The organism is Lactococcus cremoris subsp. cremoris NBRC 100676 (assembly GCF_001591705.1).
Classification (GTDB): Bacteria; Bacillota; Bacilli; order Lactobacillales; family Streptococcaceae; genus Lactococcus; species Lactococcus cremoris.
Genome location: NZ_BCVK01000044.1, coordinates 1 through 23,578 on the forward strand (window position 1 = coordinate 1; position 23,578 = coordinate 23,578).

Below are 23,578 nucleotides of genomic sequence, written 5' to 3' on the forward strand. Positions count from 1 at the left end.
CAATTATATGAAAAATCCCTTAGGAAAATGGGCAATTGAATTGAAAGCAGAACATAAACTGATTGGTGATATTCATTTTGTAAAAATTTCTGAAAAAAATCAGTCAGCAGAGATTGGTTATGTTTTGAATCAAAATTATTGGAATCAAGGATTACTGACAGAAGCCTTAAAAGTACTGACAGAATTTTCTTTTGAACAATTTGCACTGAAAAAATTAGAATTATTGATTGATAAAGAAAATCCAGCTTCAAAAAAAGTTGCCCTTAAATCAGGCTATCAAATGGTCAAAAAATTTAAAGGAAGCAACCAGTATAGTGCAAAAATAAGAAATTTTGAACAGTATGAGCAAAGAAAAAATGACTATGAAATTTATCGAAAAAAATCAGAGATTGGGGAAATTTGAGATTTTATGTCAAAGCATGAAGAGATATTAAGTTACATTGAAGGGTTAGAAATTGGCAAACAAGTCAGTGTTCGTGGGATTGCCAATCGTATGAAAGTCGCTGATGGAACGGCATATCGTGCGATAAAAGAGGCAGAAACACTTGGCTTAGTTGCTGTTAATGACCGTTCGGGAACTGTTAGAGTAGCAGTTAAAGGCCAAAAAGTTGCCAATCGTTTGACCTTTGGTAAGTTGGCAGAAGTAGCGAATGCGGACGTTTTGGGAGGACTTGCCGGTTTAGAAGTTGAATTCAGTAAATTTGTCATTTCGGCAATGCAAAGAGAATCCTTTAAACGCTATCTATCACCCAATGGTTTAGTGATTGTCGGGGACCGAAAAGAAATTCAAAATTTGGCTTTAAGAGAACAAAATGCTGTTTTAGTGACAGGGGGCTTTGATGTTGACCAAGAGGTTGTAGATTATGCTAATCAGTTAGGAATACCCCTTTTACGAACTTCTTATGATACTTTTACAGTGGCCAATCGGATTAGTCATGCTTTAGCCAATGAACTCATCAAAAAAGATGTCATTACCGTTGGAGATGTGTTTCATCAAAAAAGAGCAACTTTACGAGAAGAAGATACCGTAAAAGATTTTTTGGATTTAGTGAAAAAAACGAATGATAGTCGTTTTGCCGTGGTTAATCCCTATAATGTAGTAGTTGGGGTCATTGCCATGCGTGATGTCACTAATAAAAAAAATGATACACCCTTAAATAAAGTAATGACTCGAGCAAATGTTGCTAGAGCAAGCATGACTGTGGCTAGTGTTTCGCAAAAAATGATATATGAAGGCTATGATATGATGCCTGTCGTCTATGAAAATTATTCTTATGCGGGGATTATTACAAAATCAGACCTTCTGCAAAGTCTTCAAAAAGCTCAAGAAGAGAGTCAAGTGGCCCATGCTTTCAGTGATAATATTGCCAACTGTCTGGTAGAAAAAGGTTCGGCTTATACTTTGACTGTTGAACCATTTATGATTAATAGTGTGGGAACGATTGCGAATGGTGTTTTTTCAGAACTCATCAGCCAAGTGGTTCAACGGGTCTTTACCAAAAGACGCCGTCGTAATATTATCATTGAATCCTTAAACATGCACATGATGGGGGCTGCGGCGATTGACAATGTCTTGGAAATTTATCCTAAGGTAATTGGAGAAACACGAATTGGAGCAATGGTCGACTGTGAAATCTACCACGTCAATAATATCGTTGCCAAAGTTTTAGTTAATGTCCAATTAACCTAAAAATTACTGACAGAATTGTCAGTTCTACTGTCCATTCTATTATTCACAGACTTAAAACTTATTTTTCATTTGATAGATTAAAAAAGGGGAAAAAATGAACGAAATTTTAGAAAAAATTAAAGCCTATGAGATAATTCTCATTCACAGACATAAAAATCCAGACCCAGATGCTATTGGTTCCCAGGCAGGATTGCGGGCTATTTTAAGAGAAAATTTTCCAGAAAAAAGAATTTATGCGGTCGGTTATGATGAACCAACCTTAACCTATTTGGCCGAAATGGATACGATTGAACTTAGTGAAGATGAAAAATACTTATCTATCGTTTGTGACACAGCAAACACACCAAGAATTGATGATGAACGCTATCAAAAAGCTGATTTTTTGATTAAAATTGACCATCATCCGAATGACGATGCCTATGGCGATTTATTGTTAGTTGAGCCAGAACGAAGCTCAGCATCAGAAATTGTTGCTGATTTTGCATTTGAAAATGGTCTAAATTTGAATAAGGAAGCTGCGCGTCTCCTTTATGCCGGAATTATTGGAGATACTGGACGTTTCTTATATCCAGCAACTTCGCCCAATACTTTAAAAGTAGCTTCAAAACTTGCTGAATATCCCTTTGACCGCCCAGCTTTAGGACGTGAAATGTCGTCATTTGATATGAAAGTTGCCCGTTTGCAAGGTTTTGTTTATGAAAATATGGAAGTTTCAGAAAATGGAGCTGCTCGAGTTTTATTAACTCAAGAAATTTTGAAAAAGTTTGATTTACGCGACGCTGAAACTTCAAGTATTGTTTCGACACCAGGAAATATTCGAGGAATTGAATCATGGGCAATCTTTGTCGAGCAAGTTGATGGGCATTTTCGAGTGAGAATGCGCTCAAAAGTAACACCGATTAATGAAATTGCTAAAAGACATGACGGTGGAGGACATGCTTTAGCCTCAGGTGCAAATTCATATTCTTTAGAAGAAAACCAACAAATTTGGCAAGAGTTACAAGATAACTTGAAATGAATCTACTGACAGTTTAAAGCGATTGAATAATGAGCTTTAAATCGGCAAATGAAGGAATTGTCAGCAGAGCTGATGATTCTGTCAGTAGCGATTGAATAATGAGCTTTAAATCGGCAAATGAAGGAATTGTCAGCAGAGCTGATGATTCTGTCAGTAGCGATTGAATAATGAGCTTTAAATCGGCAAATGAAGGAATTGTCAGCAGAGCTGATGATTCTGTCAGTAGCGATTGAATAATGAGCTTTAAATCGGCAAATGAAGGAATTGTCAGCAGAGCTGATGATTCTGTCAGTAGCGATTGAATAATGAGCTTTAAATCGGCAAATGAAGGAATTGTCAGCAGAGCTGACGATTCTGTCAGTAGCGATTGAATAATGAGCTTTAAATCGGCAAATAAAAGAATCATCAGTCAGCTGATGATTCTTTCTTTTGTCAGTAATTTTTATTTAATTTTCCAAAAAAGGACGTAATTCTGATAAATTTTTCAAACCAGCATTTAAGGCAATAATCAATTTAATTCGTGCCTTTTGAGAATTCACTTCGTCAGCAAACATCACGCCAGCTTCGTAAAGTTGTGAACCGCCACCCTGATAAGAATAGACTGGTTCGGCAATCCCATTGAAACAACGAGAAACAAGAACAACAGGAACCTTAGCATCCAAGAGTCTTTGCAGTGATTGGCTAGCAATAGGTGGGAGATTTCCGGCACCTAATGCTTCAATGACAATTCCGTCTAACTTCTCTAAATCTAATAAATCTAAAATTTCACCAGTCATTCCGGCAAAAGCCTTGACGATCGGTACATTTCCTTGAACTGTTGCCACATCCAAATGTTGATTTTCACTATCTTTGTGGAAATAGATAATTTTATTTTTGGTCAGTAAACCGACAGGACCATGCGTCGGAGTTTGGAAAGTTGACACGTTAGTCGTGTGCGTTTTAGTGACATAACGAGCAGAATGAATTTCGTCATTCATTACCACAAGTACCCCACGGTCACTTGAATTACTGTCAGCAGCAACACGAATTGCTGTCAGTAAATTATAAATTCCGTCAGTCCCCAATTCATTACTTGAGCGCATAGCACCTGTTAGGACAATCGGTTTGCCACGAGAAAGAGTCGTATCAAGGAAAAAGGCTGTTTCTTCAAGGGTGTCAGTTCCATGAGTAATCACCACACCATCAAAATTCTCAGAAATAAATGCCTTTTTAATTCTATTTTTTAAAACCAACATATCTGTTAAAGTAACATGGGGACTTGGAAGATTAAAAATATCTTCTGTTACCAAGTCGATTTCATCAAATTGCATATTCACAGCATTCATTGGATTTGTTGCATTTGGGGAAACATGACCATTTTCATCTTCCGCCATCGAAATTGTTCCACCAGTGTGGAGAATTAAGATTTTTTTCATCATTATTCCCTTATCTATCTATAATAAACAAAATTTAAATATAAAAATTTATAGACTTCATATAAAAGCCAGCACTAGCATTATATCAAAATTTACTCCAGAAAAAAATAACTAATAAATGAAATAGATTTAAAATTACTGTATAATTTAGATAATAAATGAAAGCTGTATCAGAGCTAGAAAAGATTTGAGAGATGGATATAAAAGCAGTATTTTTTGATTTAGATGGAACCCTATTTACTTCAACCCGTGGAGTAGCAACGAGTACCCGCAAAGCCATACAAGAGCTTCGCCAAAAAGATATTTTTGTTGGAATTGCCACAGGACGTGGGCCTGCTTTTGTGATGCCTTTGCTAGAGAATTTAGACTTAGACTTTGCAGTCACTTATAATGGTCAGTATATATTCACCCCCAAAGAAGTTATTTTCCAAAATCCTTTAGAACAAAAAACCTTAAAGAAATTAATGGATTATGCGACAGAAAATCATTCGGACATCTCTTTAGGGACAGCACATGGTGTAAACGGTTCAGGCTTGTTAAAGTTTGGAGAAACGCGGCTAGCAAGCTTTCTATCAGGAGTCTTGCCCTCTGGAACATCCGGAGTCGCTAGAAACAGTTTCAAACATGTCATTCGCCGCGTTTTACCACAAAATTCAAAACTGGCGGATAACGAAGAAGAATTTATATATCAGGCTATGATGGTAGCTACAAGAAATGAAACAGCTCGTTTGCAAGAAGCCTTTCCAGAACTTTTGGTTACCAGAAGTAATCCCTATTCTGTTGATTTAATTTCGGAATCAGGAGGAAAATTACCAGGGATTCAGCGCTTAGGCGAACGTTTTGGTTTTAACTTAGAACAAGTGATGTGTTTTGGTGATTCTGAAAATGATTTGACAATGATTTCTGGTGTGGGTTATGGGATTGCTATGGGTAATGCTGTAGCCGAGGTAAAAAAAGTTGCGACTTATGTTACGGATACCAATAACCAAGATGGAATTGCTAAAGCTCTTGCCTACCATGGTTTAATTCATTATTCAGTTGAAAAAGATTTTGTATCAAAAGATCAAAATTTCAATAAAGTTAAAGATTTCCATCGTCTAATGGATGGCAAAACACAAGAAGTTCCAAGAGCTTTTCCGCCAACAGAAGCAGGATTCCGTGCTGATTTTAAAGTTGAAGAGATTGTTGAGTTTCTCTATGCTTCCGCTGATGGAAATCAAGAAAAATTCACAGAATTAGTCGAAAATTTACACCAAGCAGTGGACAAAGCGGCAGATAAAGTCAAGTCGAAAGAACACAAAGAAGACAGCTTAACTGGGCAAGTAGATGCGATGATTGATTTACTTTATTTCACTTATGGCTCGCTCGTCCTTTCTGGAATTGACCCTTATGAAATTTTTAATGCTGTCCATCAAGCAAATATGGGTAAAATTTTCCCAGATGGCCGTCCACATTTTGACCCAGTGACCCATAAGGTCTTGAAGCCGGAAGATTGGGAAGAAAAATTTGCTCCAGAAGGAAAAATAAAAAAAGAGCTTGAACGGCAAAAAAGAGTCGCTGCGAAAAAACATAAAACTAAATAAATAGGTAATTTACACTAACAATAGGCATTATAAAATGTTATAATATTAATAAAGTGTAACAAAACGCTTTCAAGGAGAATAAGACTATGATTTTTATTATTATTACTTTGGTTATAATTGTACTCATTATCCTATTGACGGTCTTATTACTTCCAGGAATGGCCTTCTTCAATAAAGTATCAGATCAGAAATATAATGCTGATGAAAAAGATTTACTGACAGGAATTTTGACAACGGCAATCAGTTCAAAAGAAGCAACAGGTGAAGTCATGACAACCTTTGTCAATGAATCCCGTAAGACGATGCCAGCAAAAATTTATTTATCGTCAAAAGATAAGATTGATCAGATAGAACAAGGTGCAGAAGTTCTAATTATTGAAAGTAAGTCTGGAATTGCTTATGTTATTCCTTATAAACAAACGATTTTTTAGCAATCAATAACTTTAAAAATTGCTGGAATAAATAAAAATTTATTATCTAAAGGAGAAATTATGCCACTACTTTACATTTTGGCAATTGCAGTGATTGTTATTATCCTGATATTGTTAGGAATTATCGCTGCCAATTACAAAAAATCTGGACCTCAAGCAGCTCTTATCGTTTATGGTTCTGGCCTAGGTTCAAAAGGAGTCAATAAAGACTCACAAGGCAATCGCTTGAAAGTCGTTCGGGGTTCTGGAACATTTGTTTTACCCATTTTCCAAAATGCCCGATACCTCAGTCTGCAATCTGCTGCGATTGACATTAAAACCGAAAAAGTGCTATCAAAAGATAAAATTCCAGTAACGGTTGAAGCCACAGCAATGATTAAAGTAGGTTCGACTTTGCAGGATATTGCGACGGCTGCCGAGCAATTTTTAGGTAAAAGAGATGAACAACGTGACGCTATGGCCGACCAAGTACTTCGCGGACATCTTCGGGCAATTGTCGGAACAATGACGGTTTCTGAATTAATTGAAGACCGTAATAAGTTTTCAGGAGAGGTTCAGGGCCAAGCTGGTACTGACTTATCAAAAATGGGACTTTCAATTGTTTCGTTCGTTATCAATGACATTCGTGATGACCAAAACTACATCAAAGCATTGGGTGCTAAAGAAGTAGCTCGTGTTCAACAAGAAGCAGCGATTGCCGTAGCTAATGCGGATAAGGAAACGCGGATTCAAAAAGCAGCAGCTGACCAAGATGCTCAAAAAGCCGAAGCTCTTGCTGCTACACAAGTTGCCAATGCGCAAAAGGAAAAAGCAATCAGTCTTGCCCACTATGAGCAAGAACAATCGATTGCTGCAGCCGAAGCCAAAGCACAAGCTGACCAAGCTCAAGCCTCTGCTGACCAAGCTTATGCCATTCAAGAAGCGATTTCTAAAAAAGAAACAACCGAAGCAGAAATGCAGGTTGAATTAATTAAGAAACAAAGAGAAACGGACTTAGAAACACAAGAAGTACTCCGTAAAGCTCAAGAAAATGAAGCTAATGTCGTTAAAGCAGCGGAAGCAGCTAAGGCTGCTCAAATTGCTAAAGCTGAAGCTGACGCTCGTGAGCGTGAAGTCAGAGCTCAAGCCGAAGCGGCAGCCATTGAAGCGACTGCTAAAGCAACCGCGAAACAACGTGAAGTGACTGCTTTAGCTGAAGCCACAGCCATTGAAGCAACTGGGAAAGCTGAGGCTGAGGCTATTCGTCTTAAAGGGCTTGCCGAAGCGGAAGCGATTGATAAAAAAGCGGAAGCAATGCTAAAAATGAATGATGCAGCCAAATTGAACATGGCACTCGAAATCCTCCCAGATGTTGTTGCTAGCGTCTCAAGCAATCTCCAAGCTGTTGATTCAATCAATATCTATGGTGGAGAAGGTTCTTCAAAAATTCTCGGAATGTCACAAGAAAGTTTAAAACAAGGACTTGATGTCTTAGGAACGATGGGAATTGATGTGCCTGATTTACTAAATAATTTTTCTAATCGTGTAACTTCCAGTGAGAAATTGGAAACTGTGGAAAAAATAAACGAATAAAAAAATAGCTCTTAGAGCTATTTTTTATTTAAATAATTAATCAAAAAAGGCTGAATAAATGGCTTTCAATGCCTCTTGCTCATATTTTTCTTTGACAATAAACATCACAGAAACTTCACTTGAACCTTGGGAAAGCATTGCAATAGAGATTCCTTGCTTAGAAAGTGCAGCAGCTGCCCTAGCTGTGACACCGACATGTTCTTTCATGTCTTCACCTACAATGGTAATAATTGAGAAATCACGGTCAATATAAACTTCATCAGGATGAAGGGACTCGGTGAGATTTGAAATTAAGGCTTTGGAAATAGGTTGAGTCAAATAACGACTTCTAATAATGATAGACATGTCATCAATTCCTGTGGGCATATGTTCAAAACGAACACCTAAATTTTCCAAAACGGAAAGCACCTTTCGTCCAAATCCTACTTCGCGGTTCATCAGATATTTACTGACATAAAGAGAAGAGAAGGCGCTAGATGAAGCAATTCCGACTACGGGAGAACCTTTTGTTTCCCTTTGCACGACAATTTTTGTACCTGGATGCTCAGGATTATTCGTATTTTTAATAACCAGAGGGACACGGGCACGATAAGCAGGGACAAGGGCCTCATCATGCAAGACAGAAAAACCAGAATAAGCCAACTCCCGCATTTCACGATAAGTTAATTCAGCGATATAAGCTGGATTTTTTATGATTCCGGGATGTGCGGCAAAAATTCCATTGACATCTGTGAAATTTTCATAAAGTTCAGATCTCACACCAGCTGCAATAATTGAGCCAGTAATGTCAGAACCCCCACGAGAAAAAGTACAGACTTCGCCTTCTTTGGTAACCCCAAAAAATCCGGGAATAATTAGGGTTTCTTCAAGGTCATTAAGATACTTGATATGTTCATAAGCCCCTCCAAGTAAGCGAGCATTTCCTGGGTCAGAAGAAACAGTGATTCCAGCATCTGATGGATGAACGTATCGACTTGGTAAGCCAGAATGTGTAAAGAAGTCAGCAATTAATTTAGCGTTATTATTTTCTCCAGCAGCTAAAAAAGTGTCATAAGTAAAGACGTTCTCCAAATCTAAATGAGCTAAGTTGTGGATATTGTCCGCAATTTCATCAATGACAGAACTTTTTAACTCAAGTTCATCATAGATTTCACGAAATCTTGCAATAATCCAATTTTGATAATATTGAATTCCTTTATCATCGGCTGTTTTGTAAGCTTTATAATAAGAAATTAAAGCATCGGTAACTTTAGTATCAGCCCCCGAACGTTTTCCTGGTGCAGAAACAACAATAAATTTTCTTAATTTATCCGCTTGGACAATATCAAAAACTCTTTTGATCTGAGTAGCTGATGCGAGTGATGAACCCCCAAATTTTGCAACTTTCACTTAAAATTACCTTCCCTTCAAGATTAAATTAAATTATAAATTGATTTATTATAGCTAATTTTCAGATAATTTTCAATAAATAACTCATTTTATTTTGGAGAGTATTCAATAAATAAGCGATGTTTCACTATTAAATAAAAAACTTACATTTAGAAAAATTCCAAAGTAAGTTTCCCTTAGAAGATAGCATGAAAATGCTGACTATGAATTCATAAAAATTATCACCAATTCTTTTTTATAAAAGGAGCATCAGCACGTCCTTGTTCACGGGCAGCTTCAGCAACAGTAGGACGCATTTTTGCTTCTACGGTATTATAATGAAAGGCTTTTAAAATATTCATAACTTTTTCTGATGGGAGAACTAAAGTGGTTTGCGTTCCTTTTTCTTCCAGTTGAGTGAGTAACTCATCCAGTTTGTAAGGAACCGCCACAGGTAAACCGGTAGAAAACACTATCATTTTATCAGCATCGTTGACAAGGTCAGGATTTTCCATCGAGAAAGAACCGCCATCAAAAAAGTGTTTTCCATTGATTTCGACTGAAGGCCAGACACCTTGTAAAGCAGCACTTGCTTGTAAGGCTGTATAGATATCCACATTTGAAGTTTCATCAAAAACTTTTCGATTGATGTCTTCAATGCTAGTTGCTACAATTCGCAATTTATTATTCCAAGAAGCTTGACCTGAACCATAACGTTCTTTTAGCATGTCTAAACGTTCTTGATTAGTGATAAAAGCTTTTGTTTGTTTAGAAATTTCGGCCTCAGCAGTGATCCATTCTTCGGCTGAATGAGCAGTTTGTGCAATATTTTCAAAGGTTTTGAAAAGCTCTCCCATTTTTTCATCAGAAATTGGAGTGATTTCATCAATCTCTTTTTCAATTTGCTCTTTCCAGTTTAAGTCCCAATCTTTATCAGAAGTAACGATAACGCTGGCTTGTGAGCCAGCAGAAGTCCCAACAAAAATATCTGCTTCTCTGATTGGTAGTCCTCCCTCTTCCAAACCTCTCAAATAACCTAGTTCCCAAGCGATACCAAAATGTCCACCACCACCTAATACAACGGCTTTTTTATTTTTTTTCATCATTTTTTCTTTTTTCCTTTTCATAAATTTGATTTGCTTTTTGTATCATTTGATTCAAAACTTTAAAAGCAATTTCTTTCTCTTTAGGATCAATTCCTTCTGAGAGTAAGTTTTCTCTTTCTTTTGTCATTTCTTCAATCTGACTTTGAATGGCTCTGGCTTTTTTGGTCAGTGAAACACGGTAAGCTCGTTTATCATGTTCGTCCCGAACTCTCACTACATATTCTTTTTCAATCAAGCTTCTAATTGCCCGATGTACGCTTGATTTATCAATGCTCAAATCATCAGTGATTTGTTCTTGACTTTGATTGTCCTTGATATATAAAGAAATCAAACAAAGTAATTGAATGTAATTGATTCCAAAAGGGAGAAGACGTTTTGTAAAATAAATATAACCTCTCCGATAAATCTCAGAGGAAAGCTTTCCGATAAACTGTACTCCGTGATATTCATATTGATTATCTTTCATTTATAACCTCCATCTCAATATAATATAGCTAAAATTAGTTGTCTTGTCAACTAATTTATTCAACTCTTAAAAATGTCTTTTGACGGAGTCTATTGAACCATGCTTATGGACTGTGTTATAATGGTTTTATGAAATTTAAAGCAGTGATTTTTGATATGGATGGTGTTCTTGTGGACACTGAGCGCTATTATTTACAACGCCGAGAAGAATTTTTTGGCGGACATGGGATTTCAATCAATCATTTAAGCCCGAGTGATTTTATTGGGGGAAATATGAAAGATATTTGGCCTCGGATTTTGCGTGACGACTTTGATGAACAAGCGGCTAGTAAGTTACAAGCCGATTATGAGAATTTTAAAATCAATCACCCGATGCCCTATGCAGAACTTTTATTTCCTGATGTCCAAGAAATTCTAACTTTTTTGCGTCAAAAAGAAGTGAAAATTGCCCTTGCTTCAAGCTCGTCAATGCTTGATATTAATCAAATGTTGGATACTCATCAGCTTCGTTCTTATTTTGATGTCATCCTTTCAGGAAATGACTTTAAAGAAACTAAGCCAAATCCAGAAATTTATCTGACCGCAATGTCAGAATTAGGAGTAGAAGCAACAGAAAGCTTGATTATTGAAGATTCTGAAAAAGGAATTCAGGCAGGTAAATCAGCTGATGCAACTGTATGGGCCATTGAAGATAAACGTTTTGGAATGAACCAAGATAAAGCTGACATGAAAGTTGAATCACTGACAGCCATTCAAAAATTACTGACAGCTTCGTCAGTAAAAATGATGAATGTTTAATAAAAAATTATAAGAGAAAAATCACTGACAATCGGTGATTCTTTAAGTTTTTTCTGTCCTATGTTAAAATAGAGGAATATAGGAGTAATATTATGAATTTTGTCCGTCGGTTTTCACCGCTTGCTATTATTGTCATAATGGTTATTGTTCAAATCATTGAAACCATAGTTGTCCATGCTTCAGCAACTCGTTGTTCAATCTTGGTTTATTTGTTGATTTTGAATATTGTGATTACGATCATCTTACTATCTCAAACCCGAAATTATCAGTTGCGCTGTCAAGATTTTATTCGTAAAATCAATGATGAAGCAGAAAATTCACTCAATGCTACTTTGGATAATATGCCAATTGGAGTCATTCGTTTCAATAATGAAACCTTCGAGCCTGAATGGTTTAATCCCTTTATTGATATGATTTTCAAAGGGAATGACAAAGTAATTAATCGTGATGATATTAAAAAAATATTAAAAAATGCAAGTGATGACCAATATATCACTATTGGTAAGCAAAAGTATGTTGCAGAACTTGATTCTGATAAAAACCTTATTTATTTAATTGATGCCACAAAAGAAGTTGCTTTTAAATCAGAATTTAATGACAGTCGTGCAGTTATTGGTGCGATTTCAGTTGATAATTATGATGATGCAACTGATTTGATTACTGATAGTGGTCGAACAGCGATTAATAGTTTTATCGCGTCATTTTTAGAAGAATTTGCTGACAAGTATGGAATTTATCTCCGTCGAATAAACAGCAGTCGTCATTATTTTTTCTGTGATTATCGTATTCTTGAAAAAATGATTAATGATAAATTCGCTGTTCTCAAAGAATTTAGAGAACTTTCAGCTCAAAAAGAAATTCCATTGACACTCTCTATCGGTGTGGCTTATGGTTGGAATGATTTTCCTACTATCGGAAAAGTTGCCCTTAATAACCTTGAGTTGGCTCAAGTACGCGGTGGTGACCAGGTTGTTTTGCGTGAAAATACACCGCAAGCTCGTCCAGTTTATTTTGGGGGAAATTCAGAAAGTAGAACTCAAAAAAGTAGAACAAGAGCACGGGCTATCTCAACTGCCCTTCGGACAATCATTGCTGAGTCAGAAGATGTTTTTATCGTGGGTCATCGATTTACAGATATGGACGCTTTAGGGGCAGCAGTGGCAATGAAAGCTTTTGCTAATATGTCAGGGAAAGAAGCCTTTGTGGTTTATGACCCTGAGCAATTATTGCCAGATGTTGAACGTGCAATTAATAAAATGAATGAATCTTCTGATGGATTTACACATATCGTTCGATTAGAAACCGCTCAAAAGCTCAAGAAAAAAGATTCGTTACTTATTATGGTTGACCACTCTAAAACCAGTCAAACCTTAAATCTAGATTTTTATAAATCTTTTGAAAAATTAGTGGTGATTGACCACCATAGACGTGATGATGATTTTCCAGAACATGCCCTACTTTCATATATTGAATCATCAGCAAGTTCTGCCAGTGAATTGACAGTTGAAATTCTGCAATTTCATGATAATAATCAAAGAAAAATGTCAACAATTGAAGCAAGTATTGTTCTTGCTGGGATTGAACTGGACACAAAAAACTTTACAAAAGCAACAACTGAAAGAACCTTTGAAGCAGCGGCTTATTTACGTTCAAGAGGTTCAGACAATGATCTGATTAAGATGATTATGGCGACTGATTTTGAAAAATACAAAAAGACAAATGAAATCGTGCTTAATTCACAAATGATTTTACCTGGTATTGCTTTAGGGATTGGACTTAAACATGAAAAATATGATAATATAGCAACAGCTAAAGCCGCTGATACTTTGCTAGACATGGCGGGAATCACCGCAGCATTTACAATTACTCAACATACAAATGGATACATCTCAATCTCAGCCCGTTCTCGTAATGGATTTAATGTCCAAACAATAATGGAACAAATGGGCGGTGGTGGACATTTTAACAATGCCGCGACACAGATTTATGAAAAGAATATCCAAGAAGTACAAGATGATTTAATTGAAATATTAAAAGAAAGAGAAAATGAAAAATGAAAGTTGTATTCTTAGAAGACGTTAAAGGACAAGGAAAAAAAGGTCAAATCAAAGAAGTACCGACTGGTTATGCTCAAAATTTCTTGATTAAGAAAAATTTGGCAAAAGTAGCAACAGCAGCAGCTCTTTCTGAAGTCAAAGGACAAGCGAAAGCTAAAGAAAAAGAAGAAGCTGAACTTTTAGCGGAAGCTAAAGCTCTTAAAGAAGTGCTTGAAAAAGATGAAACTGTTGTTGAAATCAAGATGAAAGTTGGACAAACCGGTCATACTTTTGGTGCGGTTGATAAAGCAGATATTGCTAAAGCATTGAAAAGTCAATTTGGTCTAAAATTGGACAAACGCAAAATTCAATTGATTAACAAAATTCAAGCATTGGGAACAAAAGACGTACCAGTAAAACTTCACCGTGATGTGACAGCCATGGTTAAAGTCAAAATAAGCGAGGCTTAAAATAGATGCCCGAAATTGATTTAATAAAAGCCCCGCCTCAAGACCTAGATGCTGAGCAGGCCGTTCTTGGGGCTGTTTTTTTAGATAGTGAACGATTAGTCGAAATAAAAGAATTTCTAAGTTCGGATGATTTTTATAAGAATGCTCATAAAATTATTTTTCGAACAATGGAAAAATTGTCTGATGCTCGTGAAGCAATTGACGTTCTAACCATTCGTTCACATCTTGAAAATCAGGGAGAATTAGAAGCGATTGGTGGAATAGCCTATATTGCTGAACTAGCAACGGCGACACCGACAGCAGCAAATGCGGCCTACTATGCTAAAATTGTTGCCGAAAAATCACTTCTCCGCCAATTAATTAATCGTTTGACCGAATCAGTCGAAAAAGCCTATGAGCAAGATTCGCCAGCGGATGATATTTTAGCTCAAGCAGAAAAAAGTTTGATTGATGTCCAACAGGGACGCAATACAAATGGTTTCAAAAAAATATCTGATGTCTTAGCCATTCACATGGATGACCTTGAGCAAAAAGCCCAGCAGAAATCAAATATTACAGGGATTGCTACTGGATATCCTGCTTTAGATAATATGACTACGGGGCTCCATGAAGAAGAATTAATCATTCTAGCAGCCCGTCCTGCGGTTGGTAAAACAGCCTTTGCCTTAAATATTGCGCAAAATATTGGGACAAAACAAGACCGGACCGTTGCTATTTTCTCACTGGAAATGGGTGCAGAAAGTCTTGTTAGTCGGATGATTGCTGCCGAAGGTTCAATTGATTCACATAGCTTACGTACTGGGCAACTCAATGATCAAGAGTGGAATGACTACTTTATGGCAACCGGAACATTGTCTCGGGCCAGTATTTATATTGATGATACACCAGGGATAAAGATTTCAGAAATTCGAGCGCGTTCGAGAAGATTAGCTCAAGAAACAGGAAATCTTGGTTTGATTGTTATTGACTACTTACAATTGATTTCTGGAACAGGACGAGAAAATCGGCAACAAGAAGTCTCTGAAATTTCTCGTCAGTTGAAAATTTTAGCTAAAGAACTAAAAGTCCCCGTAATCGCTCTATCACAGCTCTCACGTGGTGTTGAGCAACGTCAGGATAAACGACCTGTTTTGTCCGATATCCGTGAATCTGGATCAATCGAGCAAGATGCTGATATTGTAGCCTTCCTTTATCGCGATGATTATTATGAACGTGGCAATGGTGAAGATGAAGACGGTGAAGAAATTTTAGAAGATAATAAAGTTGAAGTAATTATTGAAAAAAACCGTTCAGGAAGCCGTGGAACAGTTGAATTACTCTTTATTAAAGAGCATAATAAATTTGCAAGTATTGATAACCGATATGGCGACTAGATTTTTTTTAGTGTTTCGTGTTATAATATGAGTAATTGTCTAATTCTGTTTATAAATATAAGCGAAGTATAAAAAATACAAGCTTTATGTTCTCTTATATTATGAAAACTTAGCAGATATACAGTTCCTTAGATTAGAAAAAGAAGTAAATAATCAAGGATAAAATTAGATTAATAAGGTAAAGTTCGGAGTAATCCGATTTTTACCTTATTTGGAGGAAAAAATGGATAACCAAAATCAAGAAATAGGAAAAATCGTTGATATTCGTGAAAAAGTTCAAGCACATTTGGGTGAAACGATTGAAATTACTTCACAATTTGGTCGTAAACGTGAAAATCGTCATAAAGTGAACTTGATTGAAGCCTACGCAACACATTTCATTATTGAAAATATCCCAGCTCGTGGTCCTAAAACAACAGAGTCATATCAATATGCTGATATTTTGACTCAAACTATTCTAATTCACTATCCAAACGCTTAATTTTTGGATATAAAGTAGATGTATCAAAAAATGATTAATAGAATTTTAAAGGAAAGGAGGAGATAAGGATGATGAAAGCTGATTGGGATATGACGCCTGTAAAAGGCGGCTCAGGCAATGCATTTTTTGGAAAAAGTGATGAAGAACGCGTTTTTATTAAAAAAAATGGTAGTCCTTTTTTGCCAAGCATTTATCTGGAAGGAATCACACCGAAAGTCTTATGGACAAAACGGACGGCTGAAGGAGACACCTTATCTGCTCAACCTTGGATTGATGGTCATACGCTAAGTCCTGAGGATATGGAAGACCGTCAGATTAATCATATTTTATCACATTTGCATGACTCAAAAAAACTAGTTGAATCTTATAAAAAATTGGGAAGTCAGATTGTTTTGCCTGAACAATTATTAGAGGATTGTGTCAGAAATACTGAAGCCTTACAAACAAACCATTTTCTCTCAGGAATTATTGAAGAAATGCGCAAGGAAATTCCTGAAATCAAAAATGAAGAGGTCGTGGTTGTTCATGGAGATGTCAATCACAAAAACTGGCTAGTGGATGATAATTCAGGAAAAATTTATCTCGTAGATTGGGATACGGTCTTTTTATCAGATTCCATGGTTGATATGGCACATGTTTTATCACACTATATCAAACCAACTAACTGGTCTTTGTGGCTGATGACTTCTGGTGTGAGACCACGTTCTGACATTATGGAAAAAGTGGCTTGGTATGGAAAACTTTCTTTTCTTCGGCAAATTTCTGAATATCTTTCTAGAGGAAAAATGAAAGAAGTAAACCAAGAAATCTTGGGACTTCGTAAATTTTGTGAATTATTTTAGTAAAAATAGGCTAGGGTTTGGACCTTCCTATTTTTTGGCTTATAATTGAATAATCAAAATCAACAAACAAAAGGAAAGTCAGATTCACTGATTTTCCAATAAAAATAAAACAAATTGAGGTAAAAATGCGCGTCAGAAATCGTAAAGGAGCAGGCGAAATGCTTGCTGAAAACGCACATATCGTAGTTGAAAATCCAGCAGACTTTAAAGGAAGTTGGTCAGAACGTTTTGGCAATGACCATCCAATTCACATTGAAGTTGGTTGTGGGAAAGGTGCTTTTATTACAGGAATGGCTGCTTTGCATCCTGAAATTAATTACATTGCAATTGATATGCAGTTATCAGTTTTATCTTATGCATTAGATAAGGCGATTGAAGCTGATTTACCAAACGTCCAAATGATGCTCGTTGATGGGGCAGCTTTGAGCGAATATTTTGCTGACGGTGAAATTGATCAAGTTTATTTGAACTTTTCTGACCCTTGGCCAAAAGGACGACATGAAAAACGTCGGTTGACTTATAAATCTTTTCTTGCAACTTACGAAAAGATTTTACGTCCAGAAGGTGAAATACATTTCAAAACGGACAACCGAGGCTTGTTTGAATACTCATTAGTTTCTTTAGCAAGCTATGGCATGGAGCTAAAAAAAGTATGGTTAGATTTACACCAAGATGAAGAATTTGCTCCTCAAAATGTGATGACTGAATATGAACAAAAGTTTTCACAAAAAGGACAAGTGATTTATCGACTAGAAGCAAAATTTTTACCAAAAAAATAAATTAAAATATTTGCGGCAATAAAACATGACCAGAGAGTGTTTTATTGGAAGATAAAGGGATTGTCAGCGCAGCTGACGATTCCATCATTAACAATAATTAAAAAAGTTACTGACAGAATTTTTAATAAATAGAAAATTTCTGTCAGTAAGACTAATAACAGTTTATTATCTAAACTAAGGAGAATAATATGAGATGTCCAAAGTGTTCTTCTGAAGAATCAAAAGTTGTTGATTCAAGACAAGCCGAAGATGCGATTCGTCGCCGCCGGGTCTGCGAATCATGTGGTTTTCGCTTCACAACCTTTGAACGTATTGAAGAAATGCCCCTTTTAGTCATTAAAAAAGATGACAAACGCGAACCTTTTAACCGTGAAAAAATTGTTCGTGGTTTAGTTCGTTCAGCCTATAAACGTCCTGTTTCAAGTGAAGATATTGAAACAACAGTTGCCAATGTTGAACGAAAAATTCGGCAGCTTGATAGTAATGAAGTTGAATCAGATGTGATTGGCGAATTTGTCATGCAAGAATTAGCTGAATTAGATGATATTACTTATATCCGATTTGCGAGTGTTTATCGCTCATTTAAAGATGTCAGTGAATTAGAAGAGCTTCTAAAAAATATTACTAAAAAATAAAGACTGATTTCTTAATGAGCATTAAATCGGTGGATAAAGAACTGTCATTAAAAACAGTCAGTAAAACTAGAGTGAGGGAAAAATGAGAGCAGGAGATTCATTTACAATGCTTAATCGAGGAAAGACCAGCTTTGACGCTGAGACTTTTCGCCTACTCTATTTACCAATTATTGGGACGGATGCTTTTGCCCTCTACCAAATGATGTTGAGTTTCTCAACGGGTCGAATTTCTCATTTTTTGGAGTATCTAAATCTCGGACTTAATCCGTTCATTGAGGCACTTGACAGACTTTCAGCTCTATCATTAGTTCGAGTTTATGATGACCATAGTAGCCTTTATTTTGAAGTGAAAAGTCCTCTCAATTTTGAAATTTTCCTTGCTGATGACTTTTATAGACAACTTTTAATATCAAGAATTGGTGAAAATCGTGTCACAGCTTTAGCTAAGACAATGGAACCCAAAGGGAAAGAAATTTCTAAGAAGTTCCATGAAGTTTATAAAGTTAATTTTGATAGGGAAGCCACACCAAACCAATCACTAAAAGAGAACCAATTTGATATGGGGGCATTTAAAAGTCTGATGGAACGCCAAGGTTATATTTTATCAAATGAGAACCAAGATTCATTAACACTTTATTCTCTTGCAGAAAAATTTGAACTCAATTGGTACGAATTATTCAAACAGGCTGAACGCACAGCTAATGCCGATAAGAGTTTGAATATGAATCATTTAATTCGTAGTCTTTCAGCAACAAGTCAACCACAACCCGCACTTTCAGAATTTCCAAAAGTTTTTGCAGATTTGATTGTCGTCAGTAAAGCCCATGAGCCTGATGAATTTATTCGTCAGATAAAAGCCCAAGCTGGAGGTTTTGTTAGCTCTGATGAGCATAAAATTTTAGCTAATTTGACTCGCCAAAAATTACCAGCAGAAGTTCAAAATATTTTGATTCATTATGTTTTGGTTCAACAAAAAAATGCTTCACTCAGCCCAAACTTTGTCAATGCTTTGGCGAATGATTGGATGAGAAATAAAGTATTCACAGCGGAGGCGGCTGTAAAGCGTATTTTGGAGCGAGAAGAACAAGCAACTGCTAAGGCTAAGACTGAAGTTACCAAGCACTCAACGAAAATCAAAAAAGAAGCACCAAAATGGTCAAATCCTGACTATGAAAATAAAACAAGCCAAGAGGAACTTGCTAAACTTGAAAAAATAAGGCTTGACTCTCTCAAAAAATTGGAAGGGGAGCAAAATTAATGGAATCTATCGGAGATATTTTAGGAAAGCGACAAGATATTCGAGAAAATTTTGAAAAATTAGTCACAGAAGTTCTAAAAAATACAGATGTTCAAGCTTTTATTGCTGAGCATCAAATGACTTCTGATGAAATCCAACGCTCTTACTCGAAATTTTATGAATATGTACGTGAACATGATAAGTTTAAAAAAGGGGAAAAACGTGCTGCTGATGGATATGAACCAGTTTTAATTATGAATCATGGTTATGCGGACGTTTCTTATCAAGCAACGAATGAGTTAGCTGAACAACAAGCTGCTCAGAGCTTGATGCGTCGTGTAAGTATTATTGGTCTTCCAAAAGATTTAAAGCAAGTTAGTTTAGCTGATATTGCCCTTGATGATGTTCAAAGAATCAAACCTTATCAAGCTTTAGTTGATTTCATTACCAATTTTCCTAAGAAAAAGGGACTTTACCTCTATGGCGATTTCGGTGTTGGAAAATCCTTCATGCTTGCTGCTATGGCAAATGAATTAGCTAAAAAAGGTATTTCGACGACTCTACTTCATTATCCAACTTTTATTTCGGATTTAGACTTTGACAATGCTAAAGTCTGGGTCAATGAAATAAAAGCTAGTCAAGTTCTAGTTTTAGATGATATTGGAGCAGAACAAAATAATGCTTGGGTGCGTGATAGTATTTTACAAGTCATCTTACAACACCGAATGCAAGAAAATCTTCCAACTTTCTTCACTTCAAATTTAAAAATGGAAGAACTTGAACAACATTTGGCTGAAACTAAAAGAGCTGATGAGATTTGGCCAGCTAAACGTGTCATGGAACGCGTCAAGTATTTAGCAGAAGAAATGCGACTGGAGGGAACAAACAGACGACATGACTGAGATAAATGAAACGATTGATTTAATGATGAATCACACTTCGGTCAGAAATTTTACAGAAGAAGCAATTGAGCCTAAAGATTTAGAAAAAATATTAAAAGCGGCTCAAATGGCTTCAACATGGAAAAATTTTCAATCATATTCTGTGATTGTTGTAGAGTCACAAGATCAAAAAGATGCGATTTATGAATTTCAACCACAAAAATCAATTAAAAATTGTGCGGCTTATTTAGTTTTCGTTGGAGATTTAAATCGTGCCCAAAAAGCAGTCGAATTACATCAGGGGAATTTTCAACCTCAAGGAATTGAAAGTTTATTGATTACTTCAGTTGATGCGGCAACTGCTGGGCAAAATGCACTGTTGGCTGCGGAGTCTTTAGGATACAACGGGGTCATGGTTGGTTTAATTCGGGACCAATCCTCAGAAATTTCTAAAGTTTTAGGCTTGCCTGATTATACTTATCCTATTTTTGGGATTGCTCTTGGAAAAGCCGCACGTTTGAACAAAGTAAAACCGCGTCTTCCCTTGGAAGCGACCGTTTTTAAAGAAAAGTATGTTGAGCAAACGAGTGAAACCATTGAAAAATATGATCAGGTTCAAGAAGGCTATGCTGGAAATAGACGCTTAAATAAATGGTCTGAACGGATTGTTGACCAATGGGGACAACCAGAAATTTCAGCCTCAACAGAAAATTTAAAGGCGAAAAAATTACTGTGAAATTAAAAAAATCTTAGAACCAAAACTTCCTACAATTTTTCAAGCAGCGAGCAGCCAAGATTTTACTGATGGAGAAGTCTATCAAGCAGAATTTACTGATCAGACTTTGACGATTAGCCAACGGACCATTTTTTCTGGTTGTTCTTTCAAAAACACAACCTTTGAATTTACTGACAACACGATCAGTGAATTTACAGATTGCGTTTTCGAGAAATGTGATTTATCCAATCTGAACTTCAATAAAATTGGCATTTATCGTTCAGTATTTAAATCCTGTAAATTATTAGGCACTGATTTTACGGAAGGTCATTTGCAAGATGTTCAATTTACAGAGAATTTATTGACTTATGCCAATTTTTCAGGAAGTACATTAAAAGCTGTTCGCTTTTTAGAAAATGAAGCTAAGGAAACTTTCTTCACTGCCTGTAATTTTAAAAATGTTGAACTGCTAAAAAATCAACTAGAAGCGGCTAATTTTTGGAAAACAGCACTTGCAGGGATTGATTTTTCTACGAATCAATTTGAACGCATGGAAGTTACGCCTCAACTGGCTAAAAACATGAAGATAAGTCTTAGTCAAGCGCCATTTTTTACAAGCCTATTTGGGATTGAAATTATCTAAAATTAATCACGGAACTGAACTATAAAATTATATAGCCTTTAGATTACAACATCTTTAGCTTAACTATCATAATTTTTCAAACAATAAGTAAACAAAGAAAGAAATAAAAATATGAGCTTACCTACAGTCGCCATCGTTGGGCGTCCAAATGTTGGAAAATCAACGATATTCAACCGTATTGCAGGAGAACGCATCTCAATTGTCGAAGACATTCCAGGTGTGACTCGTGACCGTATCTATGCCACAGGAGAATGGTTAACCCGTAAATTCAACATCATCGACACCGGTGGGATTGAACTTTCAGATGAACCTTTCATGACTGAAATTCGTGCACAGGCCGAAATTGCCATGACCGAAGCAGATGTTATTATCGCTGTCGTTGATGGAGAAACAGGAATTACTGATGCCGATGAAGCAGTTGCTAATATTCTTTATCGTACAGATAAACCTGTCATTCTTATCGTCAATAAAGTCGACAACCCAGAACGTCGAATGGAAATTTTTGACTTCTATTCACTTGGACTCGGCGATCCATATCCTGTATCAGCTGTTCACGGGATTGGGACAGGGGATGTACTTGATGCTATTGTTCAAAATCTTCCTAATGAAATCGAAGAAGAAAATGAAGATGTCATCAAGTTTAGCTTGATTGGTCGTCCAAACGTTGGTAAATCATCTCTTATCAATGCCATTCTTGGTGAAGACCGAGTGATTGCAAGCCCAATCGCGGGAACAACTCGTGATGCCATTGATACACACTTCGTTGATTCTGAAGATCAAGAATTTGTTATGATTGATACCGCTGGAATGCGTAAATCAGGAAAAATTTACGAAAACACTGAAAAATATTCAGTCATGCGTGCCATGCGTGCCATTGACCGTTCAGATATCGTTTTGATGGTCATTAATGCTGAAGAAGGAATTCGCGAATATGATATGCGTATCGCTGGATTTGCTCATGAAGCAGGTAAAGGGATTCTGATTGTTGTCAATAAATGGGATACCCTTGAAAAAGACAATGATACAATGAAAAAGTTTGAATTAGAAATTCGTACAAAGTTCAAATTCCTTGATTATGCACCAATCGTTTACGTGTCTGCTAAAACTGGCCAACGATTGAATAAACTTCCAGACATGATTAAAGAAATTCACCATGCTCAAAACTTACGTATTTCAAGTTCTGTTTTGAATGATGTGATTATGGATGCCGTAGCGATTAATCCAACTCCGACAGATAAAGGAAAACGTTTGAAGATTTTCTATGCAACACAAGTTGCCATTAAACCACCAACTTTTGTTGTTTTTGTCAACGAAGAAGAACTGATGCACTTCTCATATCTTCGTTTCTTGGAAAATCAAATTCGTAAAGCCTTTGTTTTTGAAGGAACTCCGATTCATTTGATTGCTCGTAAACGTAAATAGTTAAAAGCACTGATTATTCAGTGCTTTTTTTTATGCAAAAGAATTGCAAAAATCCTGAATTTGAAATATACTATTAAAAAATTAGTTTAAGCGAAAGAAGAACAAATGGTATATTTTAAATATGGGAAAGCCTTCCATGACCTTAGAATTCAACACGGATTTTCACTATCTGCCTTTGAAGAATTAGGGATTGCGAAATCCACCCTTTCTAATTTTGAGAATGGTAAAAGTATGCTTTCTTTTGACCGACTAGACTCTGCCCTTCAAAAAATGAATGTTTCCCCTCTTGACTACAGTATCATGATAAATAATGGTGAACAAGAAAGTTATATCTCTATTTTCGATGAGATTGAACACGCCTATTACCAAAGAGAAATTAAACGTCTTAAAGAAATTTATCAAGAAAATCAAATGGGGACTAATGAACAAAAATTAGTAGCTTATTCAGCTAAAGGACTTTATCAACACTTACTTCCTGAAGAAATTGATGAAATAGAAGATTATCTCAAAGGAATCCAATTTTGGGGCTTATTTGAACTTTCAATCCTTGCTAATATTGGAGATAAGCTCAATGAAAATTTAATTGATAATATTTTAGAAGATTTTTTCTATAATAAA

Annotated in this window: 25 protein-coding genes; 20 read left to right on the forward strand and 5 right to left on the reverse strand. The window is 36.1% G+C overall.

The features are described 5' to 3' along the window. The 3 genes from LLA01S_RS08440 to LLA01S_RS08450 all read left to right on the forward strand — a co-directional run. Window positions 1–403: GNAT family N-acetyltransferase (locus LLA01S_RS08440; RefSeq protein ID WP_061778154.1), on the forward strand; the 403-nt coding region annotated here is incomplete at its 5' end. A 6-nt stretch (window positions 404–409) separates the two neighbouring features. Next, entirely contained in the window at window positions 410–1,690 is a 1,281-nt protein-coding gene (locus LLA01S_RS08445) for a DRTGG domain-containing protein (RefSeq protein ID WP_061778155.1), read from the forward strand. 94 nt (window positions 1,691–1,784) lie between these two features. Continuing rightward, window positions 1,785–2,708 (forward strand): DHH family phosphoesterase, encoded by a 924-nt coding sequence (locus LLA01S_RS08450; RefSeq protein WP_011675705.1) that lies wholly within the window; start codon window positions 1,785–1,787, stop codon window positions 2,706–2,708. A gap of 13 nt (window positions 2,709–2,721) precedes the next feature. On the opposite strand, the gene LLA01S_RS08455 is transcribed toward LLA01S_RS08450, so the two are convergent. Then, window positions 2,722–3,114, reverse strand: a complete 393-nt coding sequence (locus tag LLA01S_RS08455; protein WP_061778156.1) for a hypothetical protein — start codon at window positions 3,112–3,114, stop codon at window positions 2,722–2,724. 40 nt (window positions 3,115–3,154) lie between these two features. After that, a complete protein-coding gene (locus LLA01S_RS08460; protein WP_021166144.1) occupies window positions 3,155–4,126 on the reverse strand; it encodes an asparaginase in 972 nt (323 codons plus the stop codon). A 191-nt stretch (window positions 4,127–4,317) separates the two neighbouring features. On the opposite strand from LLA01S_RS08460, the gene LLA01S_RS08465 reads away from it, so the two are divergent. From LLA01S_RS08465 to LLA01S_RS08475, 3 genes are all read left to right on the forward strand, one after another. Further along, on the forward strand, window positions 4,318–5,706 hold the full coding sequence (locus LLA01S_RS08465) for a Cof-type HAD-IIB family hydrolase (RefSeq protein ID WP_011675708.1): 1,389 nt from the start codon (window positions 4,318–4,320) through the stop codon (window positions 5,704–5,706). A gap of 86 nt (window positions 5,707–5,792) precedes the next feature. Next, window positions 5,793–6,137, forward strand: coding sequence for a hypothetical protein (locus tag LLA01S_RS08470; RefSeq protein WP_011675709.1), 345 nt, complete (start codon window positions 5,793–5,795; stop codon window positions 6,135–6,137). A gap of 60 nt (window positions 6,138–6,197) precedes the next feature. Next, entirely contained in the window at window positions 6,198–7,709 is a 1,512-nt protein-coding gene (locus LLA01S_RS08475; RefSeq protein WP_011675710.1) for a flotillin family protein, read from the forward strand. Between the two features lie 36 nt (window positions 7,710–7,745). Here LLA01S_RS08475 and LLA01S_RS08480 read toward each other — a convergent pair whose 3' ends face one another. The 3 genes from LLA01S_RS08480 to LLA01S_RS08490 all read right to left on the reverse strand — a co-directional run bounded on the left by LLA01S_RS08480 (window position 7,746) and on the right by LLA01S_RS08490 (window position 10,649). Further along, entirely contained in the window at window positions 7,746–9,098 is a 1,353-nt protein-coding gene (locus LLA01S_RS08480; RefSeq protein WP_061778157.1) for an aspartate kinase, read from the reverse strand. Window positions 9,099–9,319: 221 nt separating this feature from the next. Beyond that, window positions 9,320–10,183, reverse strand: coding sequence for a patatin-like phospholipase family protein (locus LLA01S_RS08485; protein WP_032949755.1), 864 nt, complete (start codon window positions 10,181–10,183; stop codon window positions 9,320–9,322). Next, window positions 10,167–10,649, reverse strand: coding sequence for a MarR family winged helix-turn-helix transcriptional regulator (locus LLA01S_RS08490; protein ID WP_014572937.1), 483 nt, complete (start codon window positions 10,647–10,649; stop codon window positions 10,167–10,169). Before LLA01S_RS08490 ends, LLA01S_RS08485 begins: the two co-directional genes overlap by 17 nt. Before the next feature lie 128 nt (window positions 10,650–10,777). On the opposite strand from LLA01S_RS08490, the gene LLA01S_RS08495 reads away from it, so the two are divergent. From LLA01S_RS08495 to LLA01S_RS08560, 14 genes are all read left to right on the forward strand, one after another. After that, window positions 10,778–11,446: an HAD family hydrolase gene (locus LLA01S_RS08495; protein WP_014572936.1), complete on the forward strand. Its 669-nt coding sequence runs from the start codon at window positions 10,778–10,780 to the stop codon at window positions 11,444–11,446. Window positions 11,447–11,538: 92 nt separating this feature from the next. Next, the gene (locus LLA01S_RS08500) at window positions 11,539–13,503 is read left to right on the forward strand and encodes a DHH family phosphoesterase (RefSeq protein ID WP_061778158.1); all 1,965 of its coding nucleotides are present in this window, start codon (window positions 11,539–11,541) and stop codon (window positions 13,501–13,503) included. After that, on the forward strand, window positions 13,500–13,952 hold the full coding sequence (gene rplI, locus LLA01S_RS08505; protein ID WP_011675716.1) for a 50S ribosomal protein L9: 453 nt from the start codon (window positions 13,500–13,502) through the stop codon (window positions 13,950–13,952). Before LLA01S_RS08500 ends, rplI begins: the two co-directional genes overlap by 4 nt. Before the next feature lie 5 nt (window positions 13,953–13,957). Then, window positions 13,958–15,325: a replicative DNA helicase gene (gene dnaB, locus LLA01S_RS08510; protein ID WP_021166138.1), complete on the forward strand. Its 1,368-nt coding sequence runs from the start codon at window positions 13,958–13,960 to the stop codon at window positions 15,323–15,325. A 223-nt stretch (window positions 15,326–15,548) separates the two neighbouring features. Continuing rightward, window positions 15,549–15,806: a Veg family protein gene (locus LLA01S_RS08515; protein WP_010905542.1), complete on the forward strand. Its 258-nt coding sequence runs from the start codon at window positions 15,549–15,551 to the stop codon at window positions 15,804–15,806. A gap of 68 nt (window positions 15,807–15,874) precedes the next feature. Next, the gene (locus tag LLA01S_RS08520; protein ID WP_011675718.1) at window positions 15,875–16,648 is read left to right on the forward strand and encodes a phosphotransferase family protein; all 774 of its coding nucleotides are present in this window, start codon (window positions 15,875–15,877) and stop codon (window positions 16,646–16,648) included. Window positions 16,649–16,773: 125 nt separating this feature from the next. Further along, window positions 16,774–17,427, forward strand: a complete 654-nt coding sequence (trmB, locus tag LLA01S_RS08525) for a tRNA (guanosine(46)-N7)-methyltransferase TrmB (protein WP_061778159.1) — start codon at window positions 16,774–16,776, stop codon at window positions 17,425–17,427. A gap of 188 nt (window positions 17,428–17,615) precedes the next feature. Continuing rightward, window positions 17,616–18,062, forward strand: a complete 447-nt coding sequence (nrdR, locus tag LLA01S_RS08530; protein ID WP_003132469.1) for a transcriptional regulator NrdR — start codon at window positions 17,616–17,618, stop codon at window positions 18,060–18,062. Window positions 18,063–18,144: 82 nt separating this feature from the next. After that, window positions 18,145–19,320 carry a DnaD domain protein gene (locus LLA01S_RS08535; RefSeq protein WP_021166137.1) on the forward strand — a complete coding sequence of 392 codons (1,176 nt, stop codon included), beginning with the start codon at window positions 18,145–18,147 and terminating at the stop codon, window positions 19,318–19,320. Next, a complete protein-coding gene (gene dnaI, locus LLA01S_RS08540; protein WP_021213479.1) occupies window positions 19,320–20,201 on the forward strand; it encodes a primosomal protein DnaI in 882 nt (293 codons plus the stop codon). The genes LLA01S_RS08535 and dnaI overlap by 1 nt, the downstream gene beginning before the upstream one ends. Next, entirely contained in the window at window positions 20,194–20,916 is a 723-nt protein-coding gene (locus LLA01S_RS08545) for an NADPH-dependent oxidoreductase (RefSeq protein ID WP_061778160.1), read from the forward strand. The genes dnaI and LLA01S_RS08545 overlap by 8 nt, the downstream gene beginning before the upstream one ends. A gap of 106 nt (window positions 20,917–21,022) precedes the next feature. Further along, a complete protein-coding gene (locus LLA01S_RS08550) occupies window positions 21,023–21,538 on the forward strand; it encodes a pentapeptide repeat-containing protein (RefSeq protein ID WP_011675723.1) in 516 nt (171 codons plus the stop codon). Between the two features lie 111 nt (window positions 21,539–21,649). Further along, the gene (gene der, locus LLA01S_RS08555; protein ID WP_011675724.1) at window positions 21,650–22,960 is read left to right on the forward strand and encodes a ribosome biogenesis GTPase Der; all 1,311 of its coding nucleotides are present in this window, start codon (window positions 21,650–21,652) and stop codon (window positions 22,958–22,960) included. A 105-nt stretch (window positions 22,961–23,065) separates the two neighbouring features. Then, window positions 23,066–23,578, forward strand: a 513-nt coding sequence (locus tag LLA01S_RS08560; protein ID WP_041167531.1) for an Rgg/GadR/MutR family transcriptional regulator, incomplete at its 3' end; no start/stop codon positions are given.

What these genes read in the sequence shown, in the direction of transcription:
- LLA01S_RS08445 (WP_061778155.1), top strand. Translation starts at nt 410, where the DNA reads ATGTCAAAGCATGAAGAGATATTAAGTTACATTGAAGGGTTAGAAATT.
- LLA01S_RS08450 (WP_011675705.1), top strand. Translation starts at nt 1,785, where the DNA reads ATGAACGAAATTTTAGAAAAAATTAAAGCCTATGAGATAATTCTCATT.
- LLA01S_RS08455 (WP_061778156.1), bottom strand. Translation starts at nt 3,114, where the DNA reads ATGATTCTTTTATTTGCCGATTTAAAGCTCATTATTCAATCGCTACTG.
- LLA01S_RS08460 (WP_021166144.1), bottom strand. Translation starts at nt 4,126, where the DNA reads ATGATGAAAAAAATCTTAATTCTCCACACTGGTGGAACAATTTCGATG.
- LLA01S_RS08465 (WP_011675708.1), top strand. Translation starts at nt 4,318, where the DNA reads ATGGATATAAAAGCAGTATTTTTTGATTTAGATGGAACCCTATTTACT.
- LLA01S_RS08470 (WP_011675709.1), top strand. Translation starts at nt 5,793, where the DNA reads ATGATTTTTATTATTATTACTTTGGTTATAATTGTACTCATTATCCTA.
- LLA01S_RS08475 (WP_011675710.1), top strand. Translation starts at nt 6,198, where the DNA reads ATGCCACTACTTTACATTTTGGCAATTGCAGTGATTGTTATTATCCTG.
- LLA01S_RS08485 (WP_032949755.1), bottom strand. Translation starts at nt 10,183, where the DNA reads ATGATGAAAAAAAATAAAAAAGCCGTTGTATTAGGTGGTGGTGGACAT.
- LLA01S_RS08490 (WP_014572937.1), bottom strand. Translation starts at nt 10,649, where the DNA reads ATGAAAGATAATCAATATGAATATCACGGAGTACAGTTTATCGGAAAG.
- LLA01S_RS08495 (WP_014572936.1), top strand. Translation starts at nt 10,778, where the DNA reads ATGAAATTTAAAGCAGTGATTTTTGATATGGATGGTGTTCTTGTGGAC.
- LLA01S_RS08500 (WP_061778158.1), top strand. Translation starts at nt 11,539, where the DNA reads ATGAATTTTGTCCGTCGGTTTTCACCGCTTGCTATTATTGTCATAATG.
- rplI (WP_011675716.1), top strand. Translation starts at nt 13,500, where the DNA reads ATGAAAGTTGTATTCTTAGAAGACGTTAAAGGACAAGGAAAAAAAGGT.
- dnaB (WP_021166138.1), top strand. Translation starts at nt 13,958, where the DNA reads ATGCCCGAAATTGATTTAATAAAAGCCCCGCCTCAAGACCTAGATGCT.
- LLA01S_RS08515 (WP_010905542.1), top strand. Translation starts at nt 15,549, where the DNA reads ATGGATAACCAAAATCAAGAAATAGGAAAAATCGTTGATATTCGTGAA.
- LLA01S_RS08520 (WP_011675718.1), top strand. Translation starts at nt 15,875, where the DNA reads ATGATGAAAGCTGATTGGGATATGACGCCTGTAAAAGGCGGCTCAGGC.
- trmB (WP_061778159.1), top strand. Translation starts at nt 16,774, where the DNA reads ATGCGCGTCAGAAATCGTAAAGGAGCAGGCGAAATGCTTGCTGAAAAC.
- nrdR (WP_003132469.1), top strand. Translation starts at nt 17,616, where the DNA reads ATGAGATGTCCAAAGTGTTCTTCTGAAGAATCAAAAGTTGTTGATTCA.
- LLA01S_RS08535 (WP_021166137.1), top strand. Translation starts at nt 18,145, where the DNA reads ATGAGAGCAGGAGATTCATTTACAATGCTTAATCGAGGAAAGACCAGC.
- dnaI (WP_021213479.1), top strand. Translation starts at nt 19,320, where the DNA reads ATGGAATCTATCGGAGATATTTTAGGAAAGCGACAAGATATTCGAGAA.
- LLA01S_RS08545 (WP_061778160.1), top strand. Translation starts at nt 20,194, where the DNA reads ATGACTGAGATAAATGAAACGATTGATTTAATGATGAATCACACTTCG.
- der (WP_011675724.1), top strand. Translation starts at nt 21,650, where the DNA reads ATGAGCTTACCTACAGTCGCCATCGTTGGGCGTCCAAATGTTGGAAAA.